Source organism: Massilia sp. KIM (genome assembly GCF_002007115.1).
In the GTDB taxonomy this organism is placed as follows: domain Bacteria; phylum Pseudomonadota; class Gammaproteobacteria; order Burkholderiales; family Burkholderiaceae_D; genus Telluria.
Window position 1 is genome coordinate 1,913,834 of record NZ_MVAD01000001.1, and the last position, 23,326, is coordinate 1,937,159.

Annotated in this window: 16 protein-coding genes and 4 tRNA genes; 13 read left to right on the forward strand and 7 right to left on the reverse strand. The window is 67.6% G+C overall.

The annotated features are described in order from the left end of the window. Positions 1–142: 142 nt before the first annotated feature. Together B0920_RS08205 and B0920_RS08210 are read left to right on the forward strand one after the other, a co-directional pair. Entirely contained in the window at positions 143–490 is a 348-nt protein-coding gene (locus tag B0920_RS08205; RefSeq protein ID WP_078032040.1) for a hypothetical protein, read from the forward strand. Between the two features lie 153 nt (positions 491–643). Further along, a complete protein-coding gene (locus tag B0920_RS08210) occupies positions 644–1,588 on the forward strand; it encodes a D-2-hydroxyacid dehydrogenase (RefSeq protein ID WP_078032041.1) in 945 nt (314 codons plus the stop codon). Here B0920_RS08210 and B0920_RS08215 read toward each other — a convergent pair. Continuing rightward, positions 1,585–5,490, reverse strand: a complete 3,906-nt coding sequence (locus B0920_RS08215) for a two-component regulator propeller domain-containing protein (RefSeq protein WP_078032042.1) — start codon at positions 5,488–5,490, stop codon at positions 1,585–1,587. The genes B0920_RS08210 and B0920_RS08215 overlap by 4 nt on opposite strands. A 109-nt stretch (positions 5,491–5,599) precedes the next feature. Here B0920_RS08215 and B0920_RS08220 point away from each other — a divergent pair. From B0920_RS08220 to B0920_RS08240, 5 genes are all read left to right on the forward strand, one after another. Then, positions 5,600–5,676: transfer RNA gene (locus tag B0920_RS08220), tRNA-Arg, on the forward strand. A gap of 156 nt (positions 5,677–5,832) precedes the next feature. Further along, positions 5,833–5,909 (forward strand) — tRNA-Arg (locus tag B0920_RS08225). A 398-nt stretch (positions 5,910–6,307) separates the two neighbouring features. Continuing rightward, positions 6,308–6,384, forward strand: a tRNA-Arg gene (locus B0920_RS08230). A gap of 184 nt (positions 6,385–6,568) precedes the next feature. Then, positions 6,569–6,645 (forward strand) — tRNA-Arg (locus tag B0920_RS08235). Between the two features lie 465 nt (positions 6,646–7,110). After that, positions 7,111–7,656 (forward strand): FxDxF family PEP-CTERM protein, encoded by a 546-nt coding sequence (locus tag B0920_RS08240; RefSeq protein ID WP_179119116.1) that lies wholly within the window; start codon positions 7,111–7,113, stop codon positions 7,654–7,656. Positions 7,657–8,018: 362 nt separating this feature from the next. Here B0920_RS08240 and B0920_RS08245 read toward each other — a convergent pair whose 3' ends face one another. Next, positions 8,019–9,890, reverse strand: coding sequence for an ATP-binding protein (locus B0920_RS08245; protein WP_179119117.1), 1,872 nt, complete (start codon positions 9,888–9,890; stop codon positions 8,019–8,021). 23 nt (positions 9,891–9,913) lie between these two features. Further along, entirely contained in the window at positions 9,914–10,534 is a 621-nt protein-coding gene (locus tag B0920_RS08250; RefSeq protein WP_179119118.1) for a YfiR family protein, read from the reverse strand. Between the two features lie 578 nt (positions 10,535–11,112). On the opposite strand from B0920_RS08250, the gene B0920_RS08255 reads away from it, so the two are divergent. From B0920_RS08255 to B0920_RS08270, 4 genes are all read left to right on the forward strand, one after another. Continuing rightward, positions 11,113–11,949 (forward strand): response regulator, encoded by an 837-nt coding sequence (locus B0920_RS08255; RefSeq protein WP_078032045.1) that lies wholly within the window; start codon positions 11,113–11,115, stop codon positions 11,947–11,949. An 85-nt stretch (positions 11,950–12,034) separates the two neighbouring features. Then, on the forward strand, positions 12,035–13,096 hold the full coding sequence (locus B0920_RS08260; protein WP_078032046.1) for a 5-methyltetrahydropteroyltriglutamate--homocysteine methyltransferase: 1,062 nt from the start codon (positions 12,035–12,037) through the stop codon (positions 13,094–13,096). Further along, positions 13,093–16,179 carry an ATP-binding protein gene (locus B0920_RS08265; RefSeq protein WP_078032047.1) on the forward strand — a complete coding sequence of 1,029 codons (3,087 nt, stop codon included), beginning with the start codon at positions 13,093–13,095 and terminating at the stop codon, positions 16,177–16,179. The genes B0920_RS08260 and B0920_RS08265 overlap by 4 nt, the downstream gene beginning before the upstream one ends. Positions 16,180–16,310: 131 nt before the next feature. Further along, the gene (locus B0920_RS08270) at positions 16,311–17,327 is read left to right on the forward strand and encodes a diguanylate cyclase domain-containing protein (RefSeq protein ID WP_078032048.1); all 1,017 of its coding nucleotides are present in this window, start codon (positions 16,311–16,313) and stop codon (positions 17,325–17,327) included. A gap of 116 nt (positions 17,328–17,443) precedes the next feature. Here B0920_RS08270 and B0920_RS08275 read toward each other — a convergent pair whose 3' ends face one another. Next, entirely contained in the window at positions 17,444–17,893 is a 450-nt protein-coding gene (locus B0920_RS08275; RefSeq protein WP_229455283.1) for a hypothetical protein, read from the reverse strand. Positions 17,894–18,164: 271 nt separating this feature from the next. Between B0920_RS08275 and B0920_RS08280 the strand changes: the two genes are divergently transcribed. Continuing rightward, positions 18,165–19,844 carry a response regulator gene (locus B0920_RS08280; protein WP_229455286.1) on the forward strand — a complete coding sequence of 560 codons (1,680 nt, stop codon included), beginning with the start codon at positions 18,165–18,167 and terminating at the stop codon, positions 19,842–19,844. 45 nt (positions 19,845–19,889) lie between these two features. Here the strand turns inward: B0920_RS08280 and B0920_RS08285 are convergent, their stop codons facing one another. Further along, positions 19,890–20,351: a hemerythrin domain-containing protein gene (locus B0920_RS08285; protein ID WP_078032049.1), complete on the reverse strand. Its 462-nt coding sequence runs from the start codon at positions 20,349–20,351 to the stop codon at positions 19,890–19,892. A 177-nt stretch (positions 20,352–20,528) separates the two neighbouring features. Between B0920_RS08285 and B0920_RS08290 the strand changes: the two genes are divergently transcribed. Further along, positions 20,529–21,257 carry a sensor histidine kinase gene (locus B0920_RS08290; protein WP_078032050.1) on the forward strand — a complete coding sequence of 243 codons (729 nt, stop codon included), beginning with the start codon at positions 20,529–20,531 and terminating at the stop codon, positions 21,255–21,257. Between the two features lie 64 nt (positions 21,258–21,321). Here B0920_RS08290 and B0920_RS08295 read toward each other — a convergent pair whose 3' ends face one another. Next, positions 21,322–22,623, reverse strand: coding sequence for an NAD(P)/FAD-dependent oxidoreductase (locus B0920_RS08295; RefSeq protein ID WP_229455287.1), 1,302 nt, complete (start codon positions 22,621–22,623; stop codon positions 21,322–21,324). A gap of 127 nt (positions 22,624–22,750) precedes the next feature. Then, positions 22,751–23,224 carry a hypothetical protein gene (locus B0920_RS08300; RefSeq protein ID WP_078032052.1) on the reverse strand — a complete coding sequence of 158 codons (474 nt, stop codon included), beginning with the start codon at positions 23,222–23,224 and terminating at the stop codon, positions 22,751–22,753. Positions 23,225–23,326 lie beyond the last annotated feature (102 nt).

Genomic DNA, 23,326 nt, shown 5'->3' on the forward strand with positions numbered 1-23,326 from the left:
GCATTAGACGGGCATTGGATGAGCAAGTGTAAGCGGATGTAAATCAATCGAAAAACGCGTCAACCGCGCACGCGGCGCCGGCGTTGAAGGGACCAGCAGCACAGCAAGCGTTTCACCTTTTCACCCACAGAAGGAAGACACTATGAGCAAACTCATCGCTACCATGATCGCCGGGCTGTTCGCCACCTCCGTGTACGCCCAGGCCACCGCGCCCGCTGCAGAGGTGAAGGCCGAGGCCAAGGCCGAAGCCAAGGCCGCGGAAACGGAAGCCAAGGCCGACGCGAAGCACGACAAGAAGGTCGCCAAGGCCGACGCCAAGGTAGAGAAGGCCAGCGCCGAAGCCAAGAAGGACGTCGCCGAAGCGAAAGCAGACGCCGCCAAGACCAAGGCCAAGGCCGACAAGCAGGCTGCTGAGAAGAAAGCCGAAGCCAAGGCCGACAAGGCCGAAGCGAAGGCCGAGCACGTGGCCGCCAAGGCCGAACACAAATAAAACACTATCCCCGATAGCTCAAGCCCCCACGCTCGAGCCCCACCATATGGCGAAGGCGGGTCCCCCGGCCCGTCTTCGCGCTTCATCTTCGGCGGCCCCCACGCCGGCATGCGCGCTGTTCTACAATGGGTGCTTTGCCCGCCCGGAGACGCCATGCACCGTATCGTATTCCTCGACCGCGACAGCCTGATCGCCGATGTGCGCCCGCCCGCCTTCGCGCATGCGTGGCAGGACCATGCCGCCAGCGCGGAGCACGAAGTCGTCGAGCGCCTGCGCGGCGCGACCATCGCGATCACCAACAAGGTGCCGCTGCGCGCCGCCGCCCTTGCCCAGCTGCCCGAGCTGAAAATGGTCGCCATCGCCGCCACCGGCACCGACAACGTCGATCTCGCCGCCTGCCGCGAGCGCGGCATCGTTGTCAGCAATATCCGCAATTATTCGCTGGTCTCGGTGCCAGAGCACTGCATGGCCCTGTTGCTGGCCTTGCGCCGCAACCTGCGCGCCTACATCGCCGACGTCGAGGCCGGACGCTGGGAGCGTTCGACCCGCTTCTGCCTACTCGATCACCCGATCGGCGACCTGGCCGGCAGCCGCCTCGGCATCGTCGGCTACGGCGCCCTCGGCAAGCAGGTTGCGGCGCTGGCGCGCGCCTTCGGCATGGAGATCTGCGCCACTTCGCGCTCGCCCATCGCCGACTCCGGCGTGCGCCAGCTCGAGCTCGACGAGCTGCTGGCCACCAGCGACGTGGTCAGCCTGCACCTGCCGCTCACCGAGCAGACCCGCCACCTGATCGGCGCGCGCGAGCTGGGCCTGATGAAACGCAGCGCCCTCCTGATCAACACCGCGCGCGGCGGCCTGGTCGACGAGGCCGCGCTGGCCACGGCCCTGAGCGAGGGCAGGATCGGCGGCGCCGGCTTCGACGTCCTGAGCAAGGAACCGCCCCTGCCAGACAACCCGCTGCTGCGCCTGCGCCTGCCGAACTTCATCCTGACCCCGCACGTGGCCTGGGCCAGCGGCGGGGCCATGCAGCGCCTGGCCGACATGCTGGTCGATAATCTCGAAGCCTGGGCCGCCGGCCGGCCGCAGAACCTGGTCTAGGCCGGCAGCCTGGCCGGCGCCGCCAGCTCCTCGCTGGCGGGGCGCGGATCGGGCGCGCGCAGCGGCAGTTCGAGGATGAAGCAGGCGCCCGCGCCCGGCGCGCTCTCCACGCGGATCGCGCCGCCCCACAGCGTGGTGACGATGTTGTAGGCGATGTTCAGCCCCAGGCCGGTGCCGCCCTGCCCCATGCGCGTGGTGAAGAAGGGATCGAAGATGCGCGCCAGGTGTTCCTGGGGGATGCCGCGCCCGTCGTCGCGGAACTGCAGGCGCACCTGTCCTTCGCCCGAGCTGGCCGTGAGCCGCATGGTCCCGCCGGGCTCCGTGAAGGCGTGCAGCAGCGCGTTGTTGACGAAGTTGATCAGGACCTGGCCCAGCGGCCCCGGGAAGCCGTCCATCACGATCCCGGCCGGGACCTCCAGCACCAGCCGGTGGCCGGCCAGGCGCACCGTGTTCGACAGCGTGGCGGCGATCTCCTGGCAGGCCTGGCCCAGGTCGAAGCGGCGGCGCTGGGCGCTGGCCTGGTCGACCGAGACCTGGCGGAAGCTGCTCACCAGCTCGGCCGCGTTGTGCAGGCTGCGCACGATCACGTCCGTGGCCTCGGTCGACGCGGCCATGTACTCGGCCAGGTCGGAGCGCTTGAGCTGGGCTGCGTCGAAACAAGACGCCACCTCGTGGGTGCGTTCCTGCAGGGTGCTGGCCATCAGCAGGCTGTTGCCGATCGGCGTGTTCAGTTCGTGGGCCACGCCCGCCACCAGCGAGCCGAGCGAAGCCAGCTTCTCGTGCGAGGCCAGTTGGGCCTGGGTTTCCTTGAGCTGCTGGTAGGCGCGCGCATTATCGATCGCCACCCCGACGTAGGCCGCCAGGGTCGCCAGCATGTCCAGGTGCACCTGGCCGTAGGCGCCGGCGTAGGGGCTCTGCACCGTGAGCGCGCCCACCACCCGCCCGCCGACCTCGATCGGCACGTAAAGGAAGGAACCGGGCGCGCGCCGCGCCGGCCGGATCGCCACCGCGGAGGCCTCGTCGCCGGCCTGCGGCAGGTGGGCGGCCAGCAGCGCCGGTAATTCACGCACCGCCTCGCTCACCAGGATCTCGCGCGCCTGGGCCACGCAGCAGGCGGCCAGGAAGCGCTGCGGCGCGTCGTCCTGCTCGTAGGCGGCCACGCGTCCGCCCTCAACCACCGCGAAGGGGAAGACCAGCACCCCGCGCTCCGGCTGGCGCAGGGCGACCGCGAAATTGGGGGCCTCCATCAGCGCCTGCACGTGCTCGTACAGGGTGCGCATGATGGCTTCGTTGTCCAGGTTGGCAGTCAGCAGACGCCCGATGTCCGACAGCAGGGCGATGTCGCGGTGGGCCCGTTCGACCGTCTCCTTCTGGCGCTCGGCCGCCTCCTTCTGCAGCAGCAGTTCGGCGGTGCGCGCGCCGACTTCGCGCTCGAGCACGCCCTTCTGGCGCACCAGCACGCCCACGCGCCAGCGGTAGGCCAGCCAGGACAGGGCCAGCGCGAGCAGCGCCGCCAGGGTGCGGAACCACCAGGTTTTCCAGAACGGCGGCAGGATCGTGATCGCCAGGGTGGCAGCCCCGGTGCTCCACAGGCCGTCCTTGTTGCTGGCGCGGACCCGGAACACGTAGCGCCCCGGATCGAGGTTGGTATAGGTCGCGAAGCGGCGCCGCGCGTCGGTGTCGACCCAGCCCTGGTCGAAGCCCTCGAGCTGGTAGGCGTAGCGGTTGCCCTGGGGGTCGGCGTAGTGCAGGCCCGCGAACTCCAGCGCGAACACCGAGTCGCGGTGCGACAGGGTGATCTCCCGATTGGCGCCCAGGCTGTCGGCGCGCGAACGGTTCAGCACCAGCAGGTCGGTGATCACCGGCACCGGCGGATAGGGATTGTCGCGCACGCGCTCGGGCTGGAAGGAGGTCATGCCGTTGATGCCGCCGAAATACAGCTGCCCGTCCGGCGCGCGCCAGCCCGAGCCGACGAAATAGGAACCGTCGATCAGCCCGTCCTTCGAGGTGTAGTTCTTGACCTGGCCGCTGGCCGGATCGAAACGCGTGATGCCGGCGGTGGTGCTGACCCATAGGACGCCACCCGCGTCTTCCAGGATCGCGCCGACCGGCAAGGCCTGCTGGCCGGCGGCGAAGGGAATGTAGCGAAAGCGCGGCTGGCCGCCCACGGTGTCCATGCGGTGCAGGCCGCCGGCGGTGCCGACCCACAGGTCGCCGCGCGAGGATTCGGCCAGGTAGTACACCCGGCTGTGGCGCAAGCTGTGGCTGTCGTGCGGATCGTGACGGTAGCGGGTGAACACGCCGCTGCGGCGGTCGAAGCGCTGCAGGCCGTTCTCGGTGCCGACCCAGACGATGCCTTGGCGGTCTTCCAGCACGGTGAATCCATAGTTGTCGCCCAGGCTGGTGGGATCGTCCGGATCGTGGCGCCAGCTATGCGCCAGCTCCGAGCCCGGGTCGAGGGCCGACAGGCCGCCGCGGGTGACAACCCACAGTGTGCCGTCGCGCCCCTCGCGGATCGCATGCACGTAATTGGCGGCCGGACCGGCGCCCAGCCCGACCCGGCCCAGGCGCCCCTGGGCGTCGCGCCACAGCAGGCCGGTGGGGGTGCCGATCCACAGCCGCCCGCGCGCGCGCGTCACGGAAGTGACCACGTCGCCGACCTCCTGCGCGCCCGGCGCCGGCTGGGCGCGCCCGAGGGCCGGGTCGAGCAGCAGCAGGCCGTCGCCGGTGGTGCCGACCCAGAGCTTGCCGTGGCCGTCGCCCACCACGCCGCGTACCTTGGCCCGTCCCAGGCGCTCGCTCTCGCCATAGCGGGTGAAGCCGCCGCTGGCCAGGTCGGTGCGGTTGACGCCGCCGAAGTAGGTGCCGACCCAGAGGGTGCCGGTGCGGTCGACCAGCACCGCGGGCACCTGGTTGTCGGACAGGCTGTGCTGGTCGTTGGCGGCGTGGCGCCAGGTGTCGAAGCGGCCGCTGACCGGATCGCGCCACTTCAGGCCGTCGGAGTCGGTGCCGACCCAGAGCTGGGCCCCGCTGTCGTGGTAGAGGCTCTGGATGCGCACGTCCTGCATGCCCTGCTCCGGCCCCAGGTGCTGGCGCTGCGGGCTGCCCTCGCCCAGGCGCCAGGCTTCCAGGCCCGAGGCGGTGCCGATCCAGAGCGTGTCGCGCGGGCCCATCGAGAGCGACAGCACGGTGTTGCGCTGGGGGTCGATGGCGGGCTCGATCGCGAAATGGGTGAAGCGTCCTCTGGCCGGATCGAAGCGGTCCAGGCCGCCCTCGGTGCCGACCCAGAGCTGCTTCTGTCCGTCCATCGCCAGCGAAGTGATGCGGTTGTCGCGCAAACTGGCCGGATCTTCCGGCAAATGACGCCAGGCGCGGAAGGCGCCGCTGTCCGGGTCGAAGTGCAGCAGGCCGTCGCTGGTACCCAGCCACAGGCCGCCGCCGGCGGCGGGCACGATGGCGTAGACGGCGCGGTTGCCGCCCCGCTGGGCGTCCGGATCGGGCGGCAGGTGCCGCTGGAAGCGGCCGCTGGCCGGGTCGAAGCGCGCCAGCCCACCCTTGGTGCCGAACCACAGCCGGCCTTCGGCGTCCTCGTAGGAGGCGGCGACGTAGTTGTCCGGCAGGCTGCCCGGATCGTTGGGGTCGTTCCGGTAGACCGTGATGCGGTAGCCGTCGTAGCGGTTCAGGCCGGCCTGGGTGCCGAACCACATGAAGCCCTGGCGGTCCTGAAGGATGCTCAGGGCCGACTGCTGGGACAGGCCCTGCTCGATCGAGAGACGCTCGAAGCGCAGGCTGCGCTGGGCCGCCTGCGCCGCGCCCTGCATGCCCGTCGCCAACAGCAGTGCCACCGCCAGCGTCCAGGTCATGCGGATCAGGGCGCGTCCGCCCCCGGTAAGTCCCAGCATATTTATTCCATTTGAGAAACGTTCTGCCTAATCTACCAGAGGAATCCGGGCTGAGAAAGAAAATGAGTCTTCCGGAAACAACATGCTGCTGCTATAATGCGCGCATCGGGCGGCTGTAGCTCAGCTGGATAGAGTACTTGGCTACGAACCAAGGGGTCGTGGGTTCGATTCCTGCCAGCCGCGCCAGAATATGAGGGACCAGATTGAGAAATCTGGTCCCTTTTTTCGTTGCGCCTTCGCGCCGGAGCGCGCCGCGCTCACCTGGCGATACCGGATTGGCGCAGAAAATCGGCGATGAGCCTTTGCCAAGATGCGCAGGCGCCGCTATAATGCGTGCATCGGGCGGCTGTAGCTCAGCTGGATAGAGTACTTGGCTACGAACCAAGGGGTCGTGGGTTCGATTCCTGCCAGCCGCGCCAGAATATGAGGGACCAGATTGAAAGATCTGGTCCCTTTTTTCGTTGCGCGCTCCCGCTTGCCGTTTCTTCCGGCCTGCCGTTTCTTTGCGCTTTCCGCTTCTTCCCGCTTGCCGCTTCTTCCCGCTTGCCGTTTCTTCGGGCTTGCCGTTTCTTCGAGCTTGCCGCTTCTTCCCGCTTTCCGCTATTTTCCGCCTGCCGTTTCTTCGGGCTTGCCGTTTCTTCCGGCTAGCCGCTTCGGTGCTGGCCGCCTCTTCCCGCGTGCGCCTCTACCCCCCCTTGCTGTGGCTTGCGCGCGCCGGCTACCGCCTCGCCACCGGCAGCCTGCGAGCCGTCAGCAATACGGAAATGGCATACACCTTTGCCAAGAGTCCACCCAGCGGTTATAATGCGTGCATCGGGCGGCTGTAGCTCAGCTGGATAGAGTACTTGGCTACGAACCAAGGGGTCGTGGGTTCGATTCCTGCCAGCCGCGCCAGAATATGAGGGACCAGATTGAAAGATCTGGTCCCTTTTTTCGTTATGTGCGTCGATCCTGGCGTTTCGGAATGCCGGCGCGCGGGCCGGAGTGCGGGAGTCGCCCGGAGATGTGGCGTCCAGGCCGCCTGGCCGGGGCCGGGACTTTGCCAATCCGGTTCATGCTGCTATAATGCGTGCCTCGGGCGGCTGTAGCTCAGCTGGATAGAGTACTTGGCTACGAACCAAGGGGTCGTGGGTTCGATTCCTGCCAGCCGCGCCAGTTTTTCCTAAATGGCTCAGAAGAAATTCTGAGCCATTTTTCTTTTCTGCCGAGAATATTCGTTTTCTCGCCATCTTCTCTCCCCAATTCTCCCCCGGGTTTTGCGCCAGCTCAGCAATATCGCTCAACGCGCACGCATTTCTTAGCCTTTGCTTAATAAATGCGCTCATCTGCCGTTCGCTCTGCGCCGGACTCGCGCTTCTCTTTGCGTAGGAATCGCCTGACATATGACGTGCAACTCGACGATTTTTTTCTACTCATCAACGGAAAAAAGGGCTTCTCTCCTATGAAGAACGCATTTTTGGGATGTCCTGGCGGAAATTTATTGGTTTTTGGAATGTGGCGCACGAGATGCGATCTGAACCGTGCGCACCCGTGCGCATTCATGACTTTTTGATAGCATGGAGTTCCCCGATTCTTGAAACCCAAGCTGCAGGACGCGGCTGATTCTATGCGAGGAAAGAAATGAAAAAATCTCTGATTGCTGCACTGGTGCTGGCTTCCGCTTCGTTCGGTTCGTCGGCCGTGATGGCCCAAACCGTCATCGGCGATTCGCCGCAGGAACTGAACCTGATCGATAACACCGCCTTCTTTGGCGATACCTTCGCAGCTGACAACGAAGGCAACACCTTCGCCGACCGCTTTACCTTCACCGTGGAAAGCGACCTGGGTTGGAACCTGGATGCGATCATCTCGTCGATCAGCCGCAGCGCAGACACCGGCCTGGACATCACCGGCCTCGCCCTGTACGGCGAAGGTGACACCCTGATCGCCTCGGGTTCGTCGCTGATGAGCGGCGAAATGGACGTGTGGAGCATCTCGGCCGACAACCTGGCCGCTGGTGACTACTACCTGCAAGTGAACGGCACCCTGGTGTCCGACACCGGCGCGTCGTTCGGTGGCGCCGTGATGCTGGCTCCGGTTCCGGAACCTGAAACCTACGGCATGATGCTGGGCGGCCTGGGTATCCTCGGCTTCCTGGCACGTCGTCGCAAGGCAAAGCAAGCTTAAGCAGCGTCTGGTTTGAGTTGGGACGGAAGCGCGTCATGCGCTTCCGTTTTTTTTTGCCCTGACGGCCTGGGAAATGGATGAGTGCCGAACCGCTGGGCTGTTCCACGGTCCGCTTCCTGTCATTGCCGACAGAAGCAGACATGCTTTTTTGCCCTGACGGCCTTGGAGGGACGAGTTCCGAACCGCCGGGCTGATCCGCGGTCCGAGTCCTGTCATCGCCGACAGGAGCGCTCATGCAGGCGCCAGGCTTGCCGAAATCATTCTTAGCACTGCCCACGTGGAATCAAGCGCAAGCTCTCGCCTGCGCTCCACGATGCGGCGCAAGGCGGACCGCTTGCCCCGCCCTGCCCCAAGTCGCATTCTCAGGTGCGCAGCTTCTTGATGATGCTGCGGTTCCCCAGGATTTCCTCGATCTGCTCGAAACGCACCGGTTTGACCATGTGATGGTCGAAGCCGGCCTCGAAGGCCAGCTGGCGGTCCTTCTCCTGGCCCCAGCCGGTGACCGCGATCAGCACCGTCATCGCCCCGCAGGACAGCTTGCGGATGCCGCGCGCCAGGTCGTAGCCCGACATGTGCGGCAGGCCGATGTCGAGGAAGGCGTAGTCCGGGCAGAAACGCGCCGCCGCGGCCAGCGCATCCGGCCCGTTGTGCGTGATCACCACACTGTGTCCCATGGCGGTCAGCAGCGCGCCGATGCTGTTGACGAAGTCGACGTTGTCGTCGGCCAGCAGGATGCGATAGGTCTCGGTGCTGATGAAGGCGGCCGGCGTCGGCTTGGTCAGCGGTTCCGGCTCGACCACGATCGGCAGGCGCACCACGAAGCGGCTGCCGTGGCCCATGCCTTCGCTGTGGGCGGTGATGGTGCCGCCGTGCAGCTCGACCAGCTTGCGCGCCAGGGACAGGCCGACGCCCAGGCCCGCATTGCTGCGCTCCAGGGTCGAATCGACCTGCACGAACATCTCGAACACGCTGTCGAGCATGTCGGCGGCGATGCCGATGCCGGTGTCGATCACTTCCAGCACCAGGGTCGTGCTGTCTTCCACATAGCCCTTGAGCTCGACCCGGCCGCCGCGGTTGGTGTACTTGGCGGCGTTGTTGAGCAGGTTGGACAGGATCTGCGCCAGTCGCGTGGCGTCGCCGTGCAGGAAGACCGGACGGTCCGGCAAGTCCAGCACCAGCTCGTGGCCGTGCAGCTCGATATAGGAGCGCACCACCTCGAGCGCGTCGTTGACGACCGCCTTCAGCTCCACCCGGCCCATCTTGATGGTGAACTTGCCGGTATTGATGCGCGAGACGTCGAGCAGGTCGTCCACCAGGCGCACCATCTGGCGCAGCTGGCGCTCCATGATGTCGGTGGCGCGCTGGGTGGCCTGGGCGTCGCCGCTGCGGATGCGCAGGATGTCCAGGCCGGTGCGGATCGGCGCCAGCGGGTTGCGCAGCTCGTGCGCCAGGGTGGCGAGGAATTCGTCCTTGCGGCGATCGGCCACGATCAGGGCCTGCTCGGCGCGCTGGCGCACTTCCATCTCGTGCTCCAGGGTGCGGTTGGCGGCCTGCAGGGCGTCGGAGCGGCGGCCGATCTCGGCCAGCATGTCGTTGAAGGCCTCGACCAGCACGCCGATCTCGCCCTTGTCATGGCCGGGAACGCGCAGGCTGAAGTCGCGCCGCAGCATCACCTGGCGCGCCACGTTGGTCACCGCTTCGAGCGGGCGGGTGATCGAGGACTGCAGGCGCGAGGCCACCAGGGCCGCGATCACCAGGGCCGCCAGCAGCACGCCGCCGAGCACGGCCCCGTAGTCGATCACGCGGTCCAGCAGGCCGTAGCGCGAACGCAGGTAGACGCTGCCGATGATCTCGCCGTTCTCGACGATGTTGCGGTACAGGACCAGTTCGTCCTGCTCGACGCGGTAGCCGGGCGCTTCGGGACGCGCCGGGAAGTCCGGCGCCACGCCCGGCTGGGCGTAGGTGGCGAAGCGCTGTCCATTGGCGCCGTAGATGGCGGCGGCCTCGATCTGGGGACGCAGGCGCAGCAGGCGCAGGTTCTGGGTGGCCCCGCTGACGTCGTTGAAGGAGAGCGCCGGCGCCGTCACGCTGGCGACGATGTCGGCCTGGGTGGTGAGGTCGTCGACCCAGTAGCGCTGGAAGGTGCGCAGGTCGAGCAGCAGCATGGCGGCGCCGGCCGCCAGCAGGGCGACCACGGTGGTGGACACCGCCATCATGATCAGTTTGCTTCGCACGGAGCCGGTATCGTGCATCGCCATCATGGGGCTCCTTTCTGCACGCGGTTCGCGACCGTGAGCAGGCGCGAACTGAGCTTGACGTTGTTCTTTTCGGCGGCGTCGAGGGAGACGTCGAAACGGACGCGCTCGTCGACGACGCGGAAGTTGATGACGCTGCCGCAGTGCCGCTGGTCGCCGCACTCGGTCACGGTCAGGTAGGCGGGCGGGGACGCGCGCAATACCTTGCCGACCCGCGCCGGGTCGCTGCCGGCCACGAACAGCAGGTGCAGCGGCGCCTGGTCTTCGCCTTCGCGCAACTGGCGCACTGCGATGCTGCGTCCGTTCACCATGCGGCCGGCCGCGATGCGCGCCAGTTCCGCGCTCATCTCGTCCGAGCCGGCCACGCCGATGGTGAGCGGGGTGGTGGCGTCGGCGAAGGCCTGGGGCGGGAATTCGGCGTAGGCCAGGAATTTATACAGGAAGGCCGCCTTGACGCGCCGTTCCAGCAGCGCCGCGCCGGCGTTGTCGGCCAGGGCCGGGCCGGCGGCCAGCAGGAGCGGCAGCAGCGGCAGGCCCAGCAGACTGAGGGCGAGCCGACGCCGCGCCGCGCCGCGTCGGCCGGGCTGGTCCTTTTCGGCAGCCTGAAATTGCAAAAAGGTCATGAGAGATTGGCCAGTCAAGGACGCGGCGTTGCCGGGTCGGGGCTGCATGGGGTGGAAGCGAGACTGCCGCCCGCTCGGCGCATGAGGTGCATGATAGCCGGACGCAGGCGCGCGCGGCGCGGCGCATCAGTACGGCCATCCGGCGCGGACGCGGCCCGGAAAGGCGTCGCGCGCCCGCCCGCCGTGGCGCAGCGGGGCGACGGCGCGCGGGGCGGCAGCGCGATCGTGGCGCGGGCGGGGAGCGGCATCGTTAACATAGTTGCCATCGTAGAACATTTTCCCTCGCACACCAAGCGTGCACCCTATCGTGCAGGCGCGGCGCGCCACTTCCGCCACAGATTAGTTATTGATGGAAACAATGACTGTCATTATAAAGATAAATTGGACGAATTTGCCGCGTTGCAGCATCATGCTTCCTGTCTCCTCTATTCTCCTCCAAGGAAATAGATTCAGCCCGCTTCCCACGAAGCGGGCTTTTTTTTGCCCGGTTTCCGGCCGGCGGGCGCACGCTAGACGCGGCGGTACGTTCAGGATTGGTGGTAGGATGCGGCTGTTTTTGTTCCTACAACACTGCGCCCATGTTTGACACCGACAAGTCCGCCCGGAGCACCGCGTCCTACGACTGGTCCGCTAGTGCGCTGGGCGAGGCCGCGCGCTGGCCCCTGCCCTTGCGCCTGGCGGCCGATCTGCTGCTCAACGCGCCGCTGCCGTCCCTGCTGGTCTGGGGGCGCGAGATGGTCCTGGTCTTCAACGAAGCCTACGGCGCCCTCGCCGGCCCCGGCTACGGCCGGACGCCGGGCGGATCGGTGCCGCCGGTGATGCCGCCGCCCCTGGCCGCCGCCGGCGAGGCCCTGCAGCAGGCCTGGCGCGGCGAGCCGCTGGTGTTGTCCGGCGTGCAACTGGCCTTCCGCCACCCCGAGGGCCTGCGCGAGGAGCGCTGGGACCTGCGCCTGACCCCGGTGCGCGACGAGGCCGGCCAGGTTGCCGGCGTGCTGCTGACCCTGGCTCCCGCCAGCCCGGCGGCCAGCGAGGATCCGGCGCCCGGCGCCAGCCTGCGCATCCTGGTGGTCGAGGACAATCTCGATTCCCAATACCTGGTGTGCGAGATGCTCAAGGCCTTCGGCCACGAGGCCGAGGGCACCGCCCACCCGGACGACGCCCTGGCCATGATGGCGCGCCAGCGCTACGACGTGCTGTTCTCGGACGTCAGCCTGCCCGGCATGTCCGGCGTGGACCTGGCGCGCCGCGCCCTCCAGGACCAGCCCGCCCTGCGCGTGATCTTCGCCTCCGGCTATGGCGACACCCTGCTGCGCCATGTCGAGTTTCCGCACCTGTCGCTCCAGAAGCCCTACGAACTGGATCAGCTGCAGGACGCGCTGGCGAAGATCGCGGCCATGCCGGCGGCCAGGGCGTGACAAGCGTGTGTGCCGGCCCGGTCCGGCTGGACTACAATGACAGACGCACCCGCCCCGGCCGCGCCGGCCCCGTACCAGGCCTTCGATGATGATTCCCACTGAGCCCATCGGTAGCATCCCCCGCCCGCCCGCGCTGGTCGCGGCCTGGCGCGAGGGACGCGACCCTGCCGAGCTGGCCCTGCTGGCCGGCGAGGCCGTGCGCGCCACGATCGCGGAGCTGGAGGCCCTCGGCTGCCCGGTGGTCAGCGACGGCGAGCAGGCCAAGTTCGGGAATTTCTGGTGCTATCCGGTCGACGGCGCCCCCAACATGGCGCCCGACGGCTTCCACATCCCGCTCGCGGGCGGGCACGGCCAGCGCATGCCGCGCCTGGTGCGCGGTCCGCTGCGCTACCAGCGCTACGCCGACGAGTACCTGAGCGCCGCGCGCCGCCACGCCACTCAGCCGGTCAAGCAGGCCGTGATCTCGCCCTCGGCGCTATCCCTGATCTATCCGGCCGAGGGCATCGCCGACTACCCGCGCGAGCACTTCCTCGACGACCTGGTGCGCGAACACGAGACCGAAGTGCGGCGCTGCCTCGAAGCCGGCGCGCACAAGGTGCAGATCGACTTCGCCCATGCGCGCCTGGCGATGCAGCTCGACCCGGGCGGCGCCCTGCTGTCCAGCTTCATCGACCTCGACAACCTGGCGCTCGGGCGCTTCTCGCCCGAGCAGCGCGCCCTGATCGGGGTCCACGTGTCGGCCGCCCCGTGGTCGGACGGCGCCAGCGCGCTCGACGCCGAATACGCCGAGCTGCTGCCGGCCCTGTTCGAGCTGCGCACCGGGAACGTCTACCTGTCGCTGGCCGGCAGCAGCGATCCGGCCCGCACCCTGCGCATCGTGCGCGACTATGCCCGCCCCGAGCAGCGCATCTTCGTCGGCGTGACCGACCCGTCGAATCCGCAGGTGGAGACGCCGGAACAGGTGCGCGACCGGGTGCTGTTCGCCGCCGATTTCATTGCGCCGGAACGCCTCGGCACCACCGACGACAGCGGCTTCGCGCCCTTCTTCGACGACGCCGGCCTGGGGCGCGCCACCGCCTTCGCCAAGATCCGCGCCCGGGTCGAGGGCACGCGCCTGGCGAGCGCCATCCTGGGAGGCGCGCCATGAACGGCGAGCGCGACGAACTGGAAGCGATGCGCGCGGTGGCCCTGGCCAACGCCAGCAGCGTGCTGGCCGCGCGCCAGCGCGCCGAGGAAGAGCTGATCGCCGCCAAGGAGGCGCTGCGCCAGGCCAACGAGCGCATGGAGAACATGCTCGAAAGCCTGACCGACGGCTTCTGCGCGGTCGACCGCGACTGGCGCATCACCTACATCAACGGCCGCGCCCTGGAGATGGTCGCGCCCCTGAACAAGAGCCGCGGCGGGCTGCTCGGGCGCAGCCTGTGGGACGAGTTCGAGGACCTGCACGGCACCTCGGTGGCGGCCGACTGCCGGCGCGCGATGGAGCGGCGCGAGACCGTCACCCGCGAGTTCTACTACCGCCGCCTGCGCTGCTGGCTCGACATGCGCATCTACCCCTCGCCCGACGGCCTGACGCTCTACTTCCAGGACATCACCCAGCGCAAGCTGGACCAGCAGGCCCTGGTCGAGAACAACAACCGGCTGCAGGTGGCCATGGCCGCCGGCCGCCTGGGCGACTGGCGCTGGGACGCCGCCCAGGACCGCATCCTGTTCGGCGCGCGCGCCGCCGAGATCCTTGGCCTGCCGGCCGAGGTGCCGCTCGACTGGCCCGCCCTGCGCACCCGGCTCGAGCGCGACGACCGCATTCACCTGCGCCACGGCGTGCTGGAAGCCTTCGCCGCGCGCACCGACCTCGACATCGAATGCCGGATGCTGACCGACGATGGCGCGGTGCGCTGGATCGCCCTGGTCGGCCGCCCGGACTTCGGCCCCGACCCCGCCGGCGGCGCCGGCGCCGCCAGCCCCGAACTGCCGGGCGAGGTGCGCGGCATGAGCGGCGTGGTCCAGGACATCACCGTGCGCAAGCAGGCCGAGGACACCCTGCGCCAGAGCGAAGAACTGCTGCGCGTGCTGGCCAACACGATTCCCCAGCTGGCCTGGATGGCCGACCCGAGCGGCGCCATCGTCTGGTTCAACGAGCGCTGGTACGAATACACCGGCACCACGCCGGAACAGGCGACCGGCTGGGGCTGGGAGGCGGTGCACGACCCGGCGGTGCTGCCGGCGGTGCTGGAACACTGGCAGGAGTCGGTGCGCACCGGCGCGCCCTTCGAGATGGAATTCCCGATCCGCGGCGCGGACGGCCACTTCCGCTGGTTCCTGACCCGGGTCGAGGCGGTGCGCGACCGCGACGGCCGGGTGGTGCGCTGGTTCGGCACGAATACCGACGTCGACCAGGTCAAGCGCGCCGAGCACGCCCTGCGCGAGGAATCCCACGTGCTGGAACTGCTCAACAGCACCGGCAGCATCCTGGCCTCGACCCGCGACCTGCGCTCGCTGCTGCAGGCCGCCACCGACGCCGCCAGCGGGGTCTGCGGCGCGCGCTTCGGCGCCTTCTTCTATTACGGCGACGGCGCGTACGGCGACGGCGAGGATGGCGACGGCACCCTGTTCTCGCTGGCCACCCTGTCCGGCGCCACGACCGCCGAATACCAGACCCTGGGCGAGCCGCGCGCCACCGCCCTGTTCGGCCCCGGGCTGCGCAAGCGCGGCCTGGTGCGGGTGGCGGACATCGCCAGCGATCCGGAACTGGCCGGCAGCGCGCCCCAGTTCGGCCTGCCCGCCGGCCACCCGGCGGTGCGCAGCTACATGTCGGTGCCGGTGGTGGCCCGTTCCGGCGAGCTGCTGGGCACCATGTTCTTCGGCCACCCCGAGCCCGACATCTTCAGCGAGCGCAGCGAACGGATCGTGGCCGGCATCGCCGCCCAGGCCGCGATCGCGCTCGACAACACCCGCCTGTACGAGGCCGCGCGCCGCGCCGCCGAGGAGCGCAAGGTGCTGCTCGAGAACGAACGCGAGGCGCGCGAGGAAGCAGAGCGCACCAGCCAGATGAAGGACGAATTCCTGGCCACTCTCTCGCACGAGCTGCGCACGCCGCTGTCGGCGATCCTGGGCTGGTCCCAGGTGCTGCGCCGCGGCAGCAAGGACGGCGCCGACCTGCAGCGCGGGCTCTCGACCATCGAACGCAACGCGCGCGCCCAGGCCCAGCTGATCGAAGACCTGCTCGACATGAGCCGCATCACCTCGGGCAAGGTGCTGCTCGACATGCAGACCCTGGCGCCGGCCTCCTTCGTCGACGCCGCCATCGAGACCGTGCGCCCTGCCCTCGACGCCAAGCAGATCCGCCTCGAGCGCCGCTACGATCCGCAAGCCGGCATGGTCGCGGGCGACCCCGGGCGCCTGCAGCAGGTGGTGTGGAACCTGCTGTCCAACGCCATCAAGTTCACCCCGCGCGACGGCTTGGTCACGGTGGAAATCGGCCAGCGCCAGGACCATGTGACGGTGACGGTGCGCGACAACGGCGCCGGCATCCGTCCCGAATTCATCACCCACGTGTTCGAGCGCTTTCGCCAGGCCGACGCCTCGATGACGCGCCGCCACGGCGGCCTGGGGCTGGGCCTGTCGATCGTCAAGCACCTGGTGGAGCAGCACGGCGGCACCGTGCGCGCCGAGAGCGCCGGCGAAGGCCTGGGCGCCAGCTTCACGATCGAGCTGCCGTTGGCCCAGGCGCCGGCGCGCCCGCGCGGCCAGCGCCTGCCCGCGCCGCCGGCCCTGCCCGAGGCCGCACCGCCGGACGCCGGCCTGCGCGAGCTGCCGGGGCTGAACGTGCTGGTGGTCGACGACGACCGCGACTCGCGCGAGCTGATCGCCCGCATCCTGGGCGACTGCCAGGCGCGGGTGCGCATCGCCGCCAGCGCGCGCGAAGCCTTCGGCATGCTTCGCGAGCAGCCGCCCGACCTCCTGGTCAGCGACCTCGGGATGCCGGAGGTCGACGGCCTGGAACTGCTAAACTGGGTACGTCAGCTTCCACGCGACGCCGGCGGCCTCACCCCGGCCATCGCGCTGACCGCCTTCGCCCGTTCGGAAGACCGTTTAAAGGCCCTGGAAGCGGGATTCAATGCGCATATTTCTAAACCTGTGGAACCTTCGGAACTGATCGCCGCGGTGGGCATGGCGGTCGGTCCGACGGCTCCGATGCTGGCCGCGAGCGCCCGCGGCCAAGGTCGCTGACCTTCCTACCAGAGGACGCGGCGCTGTCCTACAAGAAAGTTTGTAGGGTTTGCTAGACTATGGAGAGTTGGGGTTAGCCCGATTCCAGCAAGAAAGGAACGGCTCTCCAGTACCGCAGAAGAGAAGACAGCATGCCGAGCAGACAAGACATTTTGAACGCGAAGATCCTCGTGGTCGACGACTCGCCAGACAATATCGAATTGATGGAAGAGATATTGCGCGAGGAAGGCTACACCTGTGTCAGTTCAACCATGCTGCCGGAACAGGTCTGTCCCCTTCACCGCGAACACAACTACGACCTGATCCTGCTCGACCTGCAAATGCCGGGCCTGAACGGTTTCCAGGTCATGAAGGGTCTGAAGGAAATTGAACAGGGCGGCTACCTGCCGGTGCTGGCCCTGACCGCCCAGCCCAGCTTCAAGATCGCCGCCCTGGAAGCGGGCGCGCGCGATTTCATCAGCAAGCCTTTCGACCTGCTGGAAGTGCACAAGCGCATCCACAACATGCTCGAGGTGCGCCTGCTGTACAAGGAACTCGCCCAGTACAGCCGCGCCCAGCAGGAACTGGCCCTGCACGACGCCCTCACCGGCCTGCCCAACCGCCGCCTGCTGGAAGACCGCATCGAGACCGCGCTGCAGCACGCCAACCGCAGCCATACCAAGGCCGCGATCATGTATCTCGACCTGGACGGCTTCAAGGCGATCAACGACACCTACGGCCACGCCTATGGCGACGAGATCCTCAAGATGGTCTCGCAGCGCCTGCTGGCCAATTCGCGCAAGGAAGACACGGTGGCGCGCCTGGGCGGCGACGAATTCATGGTGGTGCTGGGCGACGTCCACAGCCTGGCCGACGCCCAGGGGCCGGCGGCCAAGCTGGTCGAGGCCTTGTCCGAACCCTTCTTCGTCAACGACCTGACCTTGCGCCTGTCGACCTCGATCGGGATCAGCATCTACCCGGACGATGCGGAATCGGTGGATGCATTGATCAGCATCGCCGACTATGCGCTGTACGAAGCCAAGCGGGCCGGCAAGAACCGCTTCTGCTCGCCGGCCGCCAACCGCCAGTCGGCTTCGCTCAAGCCGCCCGTCAGCGCGCCCGTGGTCACCCCGAGCGCGCCGGCGGCGACCGAAAAAGTCCACCACTGATCGTTCCACAAATGAAACAAGGGCCGCATCAGCGGCCCTTGTTGTTTCGCCAACGATACGATCGCTGGCTCAGCCGGCGGGCCGGATTCGCCGGCCCACCGTTCTGCCCGCTGCCTTCAGCGATTGCCGTCCTTGCCCTGCTGCAGATAGCCGGTGTGGAAGGCGCTGTTGCTCAGCGAGTCCTGGTTGTGCGCCTCGATCGCCTGGGCATGCTGATGGTCCTTGCTGGCGTCGACCTTCTCCGGCGCCACCTCGATGCGGGTGATGCTCGACTGCACGGCGACAGGATCGCTGGCCGGGAAGGTCATCTCGACGCCCTCGTCGAGCAGGGTTTCCTCGGCCTCCTCCTTGCTGGAGAGCCCCTCGCAGCCGGCCAGGGCCTTGATCGCGATGGCGTAGTTGACGACCTTCAGACCCGCCAGCTCGCCGATGGTATTCACGCCCAGCGCCTTCAGCGCTGCGGCTTCCTTGTCGCCGATGCCGTTCAGGGCGGTCAAGGGTGCATTCACGAGTTCGCTGAACGATTTGCCGTGGAATGCTTGGTTCACGATGGTGTCGATATTCATAATCTGTCCTCTCAAGTAGGCGCCCCCGTCCTCCATCGATGCGGTTGAACTGGACACGCCCCGACTATCGCACAGCCCCTCTGCAACGTATGTGCGACAGCGTACACCGACACCCGCGCACGATTGATATATTTGCTTATTTGCACGTAAATGCGCGTGCTATCATGGCTCATTTCGTCACGGATTTTTCCGACATGAAACATTCCGTGTCTGCTATCCTGTAGTCAGGGCAAAAGAATTCTAATTAAGACGCAAAGCTTCAGGAACCATCGTGTCAACCACTGTGTCTACCGCCGTGTCCACTACCGTGCCCACCGATGTGACGTCCACCGACAAACCGAAGATTTTGGTTGTCAACGACGATGCCGCGAGCCTGCTTGCGCTGACGAGCCTGCTCGAACAGTGGGCGGATTCAAGTAATTACACGGTGCTGTCCGCGCGCTCCGGCCAGGAAGCGCTGCGCCAGGTGCTGCTGCACGATTTCGCCGTCATCCTGCTCGACGTGAACATGCCCGGCATGGACGGCTTCGAGACCGCCGAGGCGATCCATCAGCGCCCGCGCTCGGCCGACATCCCGATCATTTTCGTCACCGCCTTCCTGGCCGACGAGATCGACCGTCTCAAGGCCTACCAGCGCGGCGCCGCCGATTTCCTGTTCACGCCGGTGATTCCCCAGATCCTGCACGCCAAGGTCTCGGTCTTCGTGACCCTGGCGATGAAGAACGAACAGCTCAAGCGCCAGGCAGAAAAACTGTCCCAGCGCACGACCGAACTGACCGCGACCAATCGCCGCCTGGTGCGCGAGATGGAGGAGCGGCGCGCCGCCGAACGCAAGAGCCACGCCAAGGACGAATTCCTGGCCATGCTCGGCCACGAGCTGCGCAACCCGCTGTCGGCGATCAGCAGCGCCTCGGCCCTGATCAGCCTGCCAGCGGCAAGCCCGGACACGGTCGGCCGCGCCAAGCAGATCATCCAGCGCCAGAGCCAGCACCTGTCGCGCATTGTCGACGACCTTCTCGATTTGTCCCGCGCTATGTCCGGCAAGATTTTGCTGGCGCGCCAGGCAACCGACCTGGCGGGGCTGGTGTCCTCCTGCCTGGAAACCTTCCGCGCCACCGGCCGCACCACCGGCTACAGCATCAACGTCGAACTGGCGCCCGGCTGGGTCGACGGCGACCCGACCCGGCTCGAGCAGATCGTCTCCAACCTGCTCGACAATGCGCTCAAGTACACGCCCAGCGGCGGCAGCATCGACATCGCCCTGTCGGGCGAAGCCGACGAAGTCGTGCTCCAGGTGCGCGACTCGGGCGTGGGCATTCCGCCCGAGCTGCTCCCCCACGTGTTCGACGTGTTCGTGCAGGGGGCGATCTCGATCGACCGCTCCCAGGGCGGGCTGGGCATCGGCCTGTCGCTGGTGCGCCGCCTGGTGGAACTGCATGGCGGCAGCGTCAGCGCCGACAGCGCCGGCGCCGGCAGCGGCAGCGTGTTCGTGATACGCCTGCCGCGCACCGAGCAGGTGGAGGCGGCCAAGCCCGCCGAGGCCGCCGCCGGCGAAGGCGGCAAGCGTCCGGTGCTGCTAATCGAAGACAATGACGACGGCCGCGAGATGATGGCCACCATGCTGGCCGTGCACGGCTACCCGGTGCACCAGGCGGCCGACGGCCTGGCCGGGGTGGCGGCCGCCGTCGCTCACCTGCCCTACGCGGCCCTGGTCGACATCGGCCTGCCGGGCATCGACGGCTACGAGGTCGCGCGCCGCCTGCGCGCCGATCCGGCCACGCAGGGCATCCGCCTGATCGCCCTCACCGGCTATGGGCTGGCCGAAGACCAGCGCCGGGTGTTCGAGGCCGGTTTCGACCTGCACCTGGTCAAGCCGGTCAACCTCGACCGCCTGCTCGAAGCGCTGAGCGAGCCGAACGGGGCGCCCCACGTGCACTCGGCCGCGGCCTGAGGCCGCCTATCCCTGCGCAAGACCCGCGATGGGTCTTGCCGGGCCTTAGCTGGACGCCATGATCTCGTCGGCGCGCGCGGCCATTTCCTGGCCGATGCTCTTCAGGTCCAGGTCCATCTTGCGCACTTTCGGGAACATTTCCTTCTCTTCTTCCTCGACGTGGTGCTCGACCTGTTCGCCCAGCACCTTGACCTTGGCGTCGAACAGGTCTTCATCAGGATCCATTTCCTGGATTTGGGCGATGAGCTCCTTGGCCGACGCGTGCTCGACCACGGCCTCGTCGACCATCTCCTCGGCTTCCTTGCCGTGGCCGCGCACGGCCGGATAAAAGATTTCTTCCTCGATCATGGTGTGCATGACCAGGTTCTCGCAGATCTTGTCGGCCAGCTTCTTTTTGCTGGCCTTGGCGCGGTCGCCCAGGTTCTCGAACTGATCGAACAGTTCGGTCACTTCCCGGTGCTGCTTGGTCAGCAGCTCGATCGCATCTTTCGCTTCATTGGTCGCCATGTGGTGCCCCCGTTTTCAAATTGGTTGGTTGGTGTGGCAGCGCTGTGGCCACAGGTCCAGCTTCGCCTACAACAGCTCGACAGACCGTGCGGCACCGCACGCTGTTCCCACCGGCGCTTGCGCGCCGCCGCCGCACCAACTGTTGTATGATTTGGGAAACATTGAACCGAGCCCACGATGACCGATCCGGCCCATCCGCACCACGACCCGGCAGTCGAACGCCTGGTCGCGGAGCGCACCGCTGAACTGACCGAAATGCTGGCCCACCTCGCCTCCTGCTGGGACGAGGAAAAGCGCCTGCTGGCGCGCCAGCTGCACGACAGCCTGGGCTCTTCGATGACCGCCCTCACCATGCACCTGGCCCTGCTCACCCAGCACATCCCGGCCGAGAACAAGGCGATGCGCGACCGCAGCGCCCAGATGAAGGGCTTGCTCACCACCATCATCGAGACCAACCGCAAGATGCAGCTCGCGCTGTGGAACGACAAGCTCGAGTTCCTGGGGCTGAGGGCGGCCCTGGCCGAGCTGGTGCCGGCCTTCGGCGCCGAGCGCGGCGTGCAGGCGCGCGCCAGCCTGCCGGACGACGACGGCAACTACTCGCGCACCCAGGGCGTGGTGCTGCTGCGCTGCGCCGAGGAAGGCCTGCGCAACGCGGTCGCGCACGGCCGCGCCAGCGAGATCGAGGTCATCCTCGACGACGACGGTGAGCAGGCGATGCTGACGGTGCGCGACAACGGCGCCGGTCCGCAGGATCCGCAGCGGGCCATGTCGTCCAGGGGTTGCCACGGCCTGCGCCTGCTGCGCGAACGGGCGCGCTTCCTGGGCGGCGAACTGGTGCTGGCGCGGGGAGAAACGGGCGGCGCGGTGTTGCGCATGACCTTGCCGAAGCAGCCGATCGTCAGCTGATCTGAAGCTGATCCAACGCTGATCCGACGCTGAACGGCCGCACGCGCGGCCGCAAGCACCTTCTTTAGTGTAGCTTGACCAGGGGCGTGCTGCGCCGTATCAGGAAGCGCGCCACCGCCAGCAAGGCCGTGCGCACGGATCCCAGCACCGCCCGGTGGTGCATCAGGTGCAGGCTGGCGTACATGGTGCGCGCCACCGTTCCCTGCACGAACCAGCTCGCGCCGCGCAGCGATCCCATCAGGCTGCCCACGCTGGTGCTGCGCCCCACCGACACCAGCGAACCGTAGTCCCGGTACTCGTAGGGCGTGTCCTGGGGCGGGCGCCCCTTGTCCAGGCGCAGGAAAGTGGCGACCAGGTAGTCCGCCTGCTGGTGCGCGGCCTGGGCGCGCGGCGGCACCGCCTGACCGTTCCCGTCCACGCAGGCCGCGCAGTCGCCGAGCGCGTACACGCCCTGCACTCCTTTTACCCGCAGGTGGGCGTCGACCTCGATCTGCCCGCCCTTGGCGGTAGGCAGGCCCAAGCCGGCCAGCAGCTCCGGGGCGCGGATGCCCGCCGCCCACACGCACAGGTCGGACGGATATACATTGCCATTCTTGTCGGTCACGCGGTCGCGCTCGATCGCCGTGACCCGGCAGTCGGTGATGACCTTGATGCCGCGCTTTTGCAGCAGGTCCAGCGCCGCGTTCGAGACCTTCTCCGGCAGCGGCGCCAGGATGCGCGGCGCGCCTTCGAGGATGGTGATGCGCACGTCGCGCCTGCCGTCGAGTGCGTTGAAACCGTAGTTCGCATACGCGCCCGAAGCTTCGCGCAGCTCGGCCGCGAGCTCCACGCCGGTGGCGCCGCCGCCGATGATGACCACGTCCAGGCCGGCGTCCTTGCCCTCTTCGCGCTGCTGCTCGACGGCCAGCATCAGGCGCAGCATGCGCAGGCGGAAGTGCTCCGCGTCCTCGGTGGCATTGAGCGAAATGGTGTGTTCGCGCGCGCCCGGCACGCCGAAATAGTTGGAGGTGCTGCCCACCGCGATCACCAGCGAAGCGTAGTGCAGGCGCCGCTCGGGCAGCACTTCGTCGTTGTCGCTGGCGGCGCGCACCGCGCCGATGGTGAGGGTTTTGGCGTCCGCATCCAGGCCGGTCATGGGGCCGAACACGAAGTTGAAGCCGTTGTCGTGCGCCAGCATCGGGTACGACAGGCCTTCCTGGTGGATGTCGAGGGTGCCCGCCGCGACCTCGTGCAGCGAGGGTTTCCAGATATGGTAGAGACGGCTGTCGACCAGCGTCACTTTGGATGGCCCGAGTTTACGGCCCAGTTTGCACGCCAGCTCGAGCCCGCCGGCGCCGCCTCCCACGATCACGATCTCGCTTCGCAAGCTTGCCTCCGTCATGGCGCCCGCCCGGCAGTGCGCCGGGCCTTGGGCGATGTGGCAATCTTACTACGCCGGGCGAAAGGGGGCGGTTCGCCAGCCCCCCTGCTCGTTAGTAACCCTGCTCGTGAGCTTAGTCGTGGCCCTTGCCGTGGCCCTTGCCATGACCGTGGCCCTTGCCATGCCCCTTGCCATGGTCGCCGTGGTCGCGGCCGTGACCGCCATGACCGCCATGACCGCCGCCGTGCTCCTCGTAGCGCACCGGCGCGGCATAGGCGTGGTGCTCGCGGTAACGCGGCACCACCACGTTGTTGTACCACTGGTCACGCACGAAATACACCGGCTGGCCGCAGGCGCCGTATTTCGCGCAGTGCTTGCGCCAGTTCTTGCGGTGGCCCGGCGGCACGCGCAGGTAGACCGGTTCGGCGCGGTAGTGGCGCTGCTCGATGATCACCGGCTGGGTGTACACCACCTGCGGGCGGGCGAAGTCGCCGATGTCGATGCGGCCGTAGAAGCCGGGCTGGCCGACGCTGATGCTGACGCCCGTCTGGGCCATCGCAGGGAGAGCGGCGGCCAGGAAGGCCGCGCCGATGATCAGTTTTTTCATGTTGCGTCTCGCAAAAAAATATTGTGGGACGAACTTTACCATTTGCAACGTCATTTACTGTGTGCGCCAGACCACATTATTACAGTCTGTGCGTGTTCTCAC

Excerpts from the sequence above, each read along its gene's own strand:
- B0920_RS08215 (WP_078032042.1), bottom strand. The coding sequence starts at position 5,490 with ATGCTGGGACTTACCGGGGGCGGACGCGCCCTGATCCGCATGACCTGG.
- B0920_RS08210 (WP_078032041.1), top strand. The coding sequence starts at position 644 with ATGCACCGTATCGTATTCCTCGACCGCGACAGCCTGATCGCCGATGTG.
- B0920_RS08205 (WP_078032040.1), top strand. The coding sequence starts at position 143 with ATGAGCAAACTCATCGCTACCATGATCGCCGGGCTGTTCGCCACCTCC.
- B0920_RS08275 (WP_229455283.1), bottom strand. The coding sequence starts at position 17,893 with ATGAATATCGACACCATCGTGAACCAAGCATTCCACGGCAAATCGTTC.
- B0920_RS08285 (WP_078032049.1), bottom strand. The coding sequence starts at position 20,351 with ATGGCGACCAATGAAGCGAAAGATGCGATCGAGCTGCTGACCAAGCAG.
- B0920_RS08290 (WP_078032050.1), top strand. The coding sequence starts at position 20,529 with ATGACCGATCCGGCCCATCCGCACCACGACCCGGCAGTCGAACGCCTG.
- B0920_RS08250 (WP_179119118.1), bottom strand. The coding sequence starts at position 10,534 with ATGACCTTTTTGCAATTTCAGGCTGCCGAAAAGGACCAGCCCGGCCGA.
- B0920_RS08270 (WP_078032048.1), top strand. The coding sequence starts at position 16,311 with ATGCCGAGCAGACAAGACATTTTGAACGCGAAGATCCTCGTGGTCGAC.
- B0920_RS08255 (WP_078032045.1), top strand. The coding sequence starts at position 11,113 with ATGTTTGACACCGACAAGTCCGCCCGGAGCACCGCGTCCTACGACTGG.
- B0920_RS08240 (WP_179119116.1), top strand. The coding sequence starts at position 7,111 with ATGAAAAAATCTCTGATTGCTGCACTGGTGCTGGCTTCCGCTTCGTTC.
- B0920_RS08300 (WP_078032052.1), bottom strand. The coding sequence starts at position 23,224 with ATGAAAAAACTGATCATCGGCGCGGCCTTCCTGGCCGCCGCTCTCCCT.
- B0920_RS08265 (WP_078032047.1), top strand. The coding sequence starts at position 13,093 with ATGAACGGCGAGCGCGACGAACTGGAAGCGATGCGCGCGGTGGCCCTG.
- B0920_RS08260 (WP_078032046.1), top strand. The coding sequence starts at position 12,035 with ATGATGATTCCCACTGAGCCCATCGGTAGCATCCCCCGCCCGCCCGCG.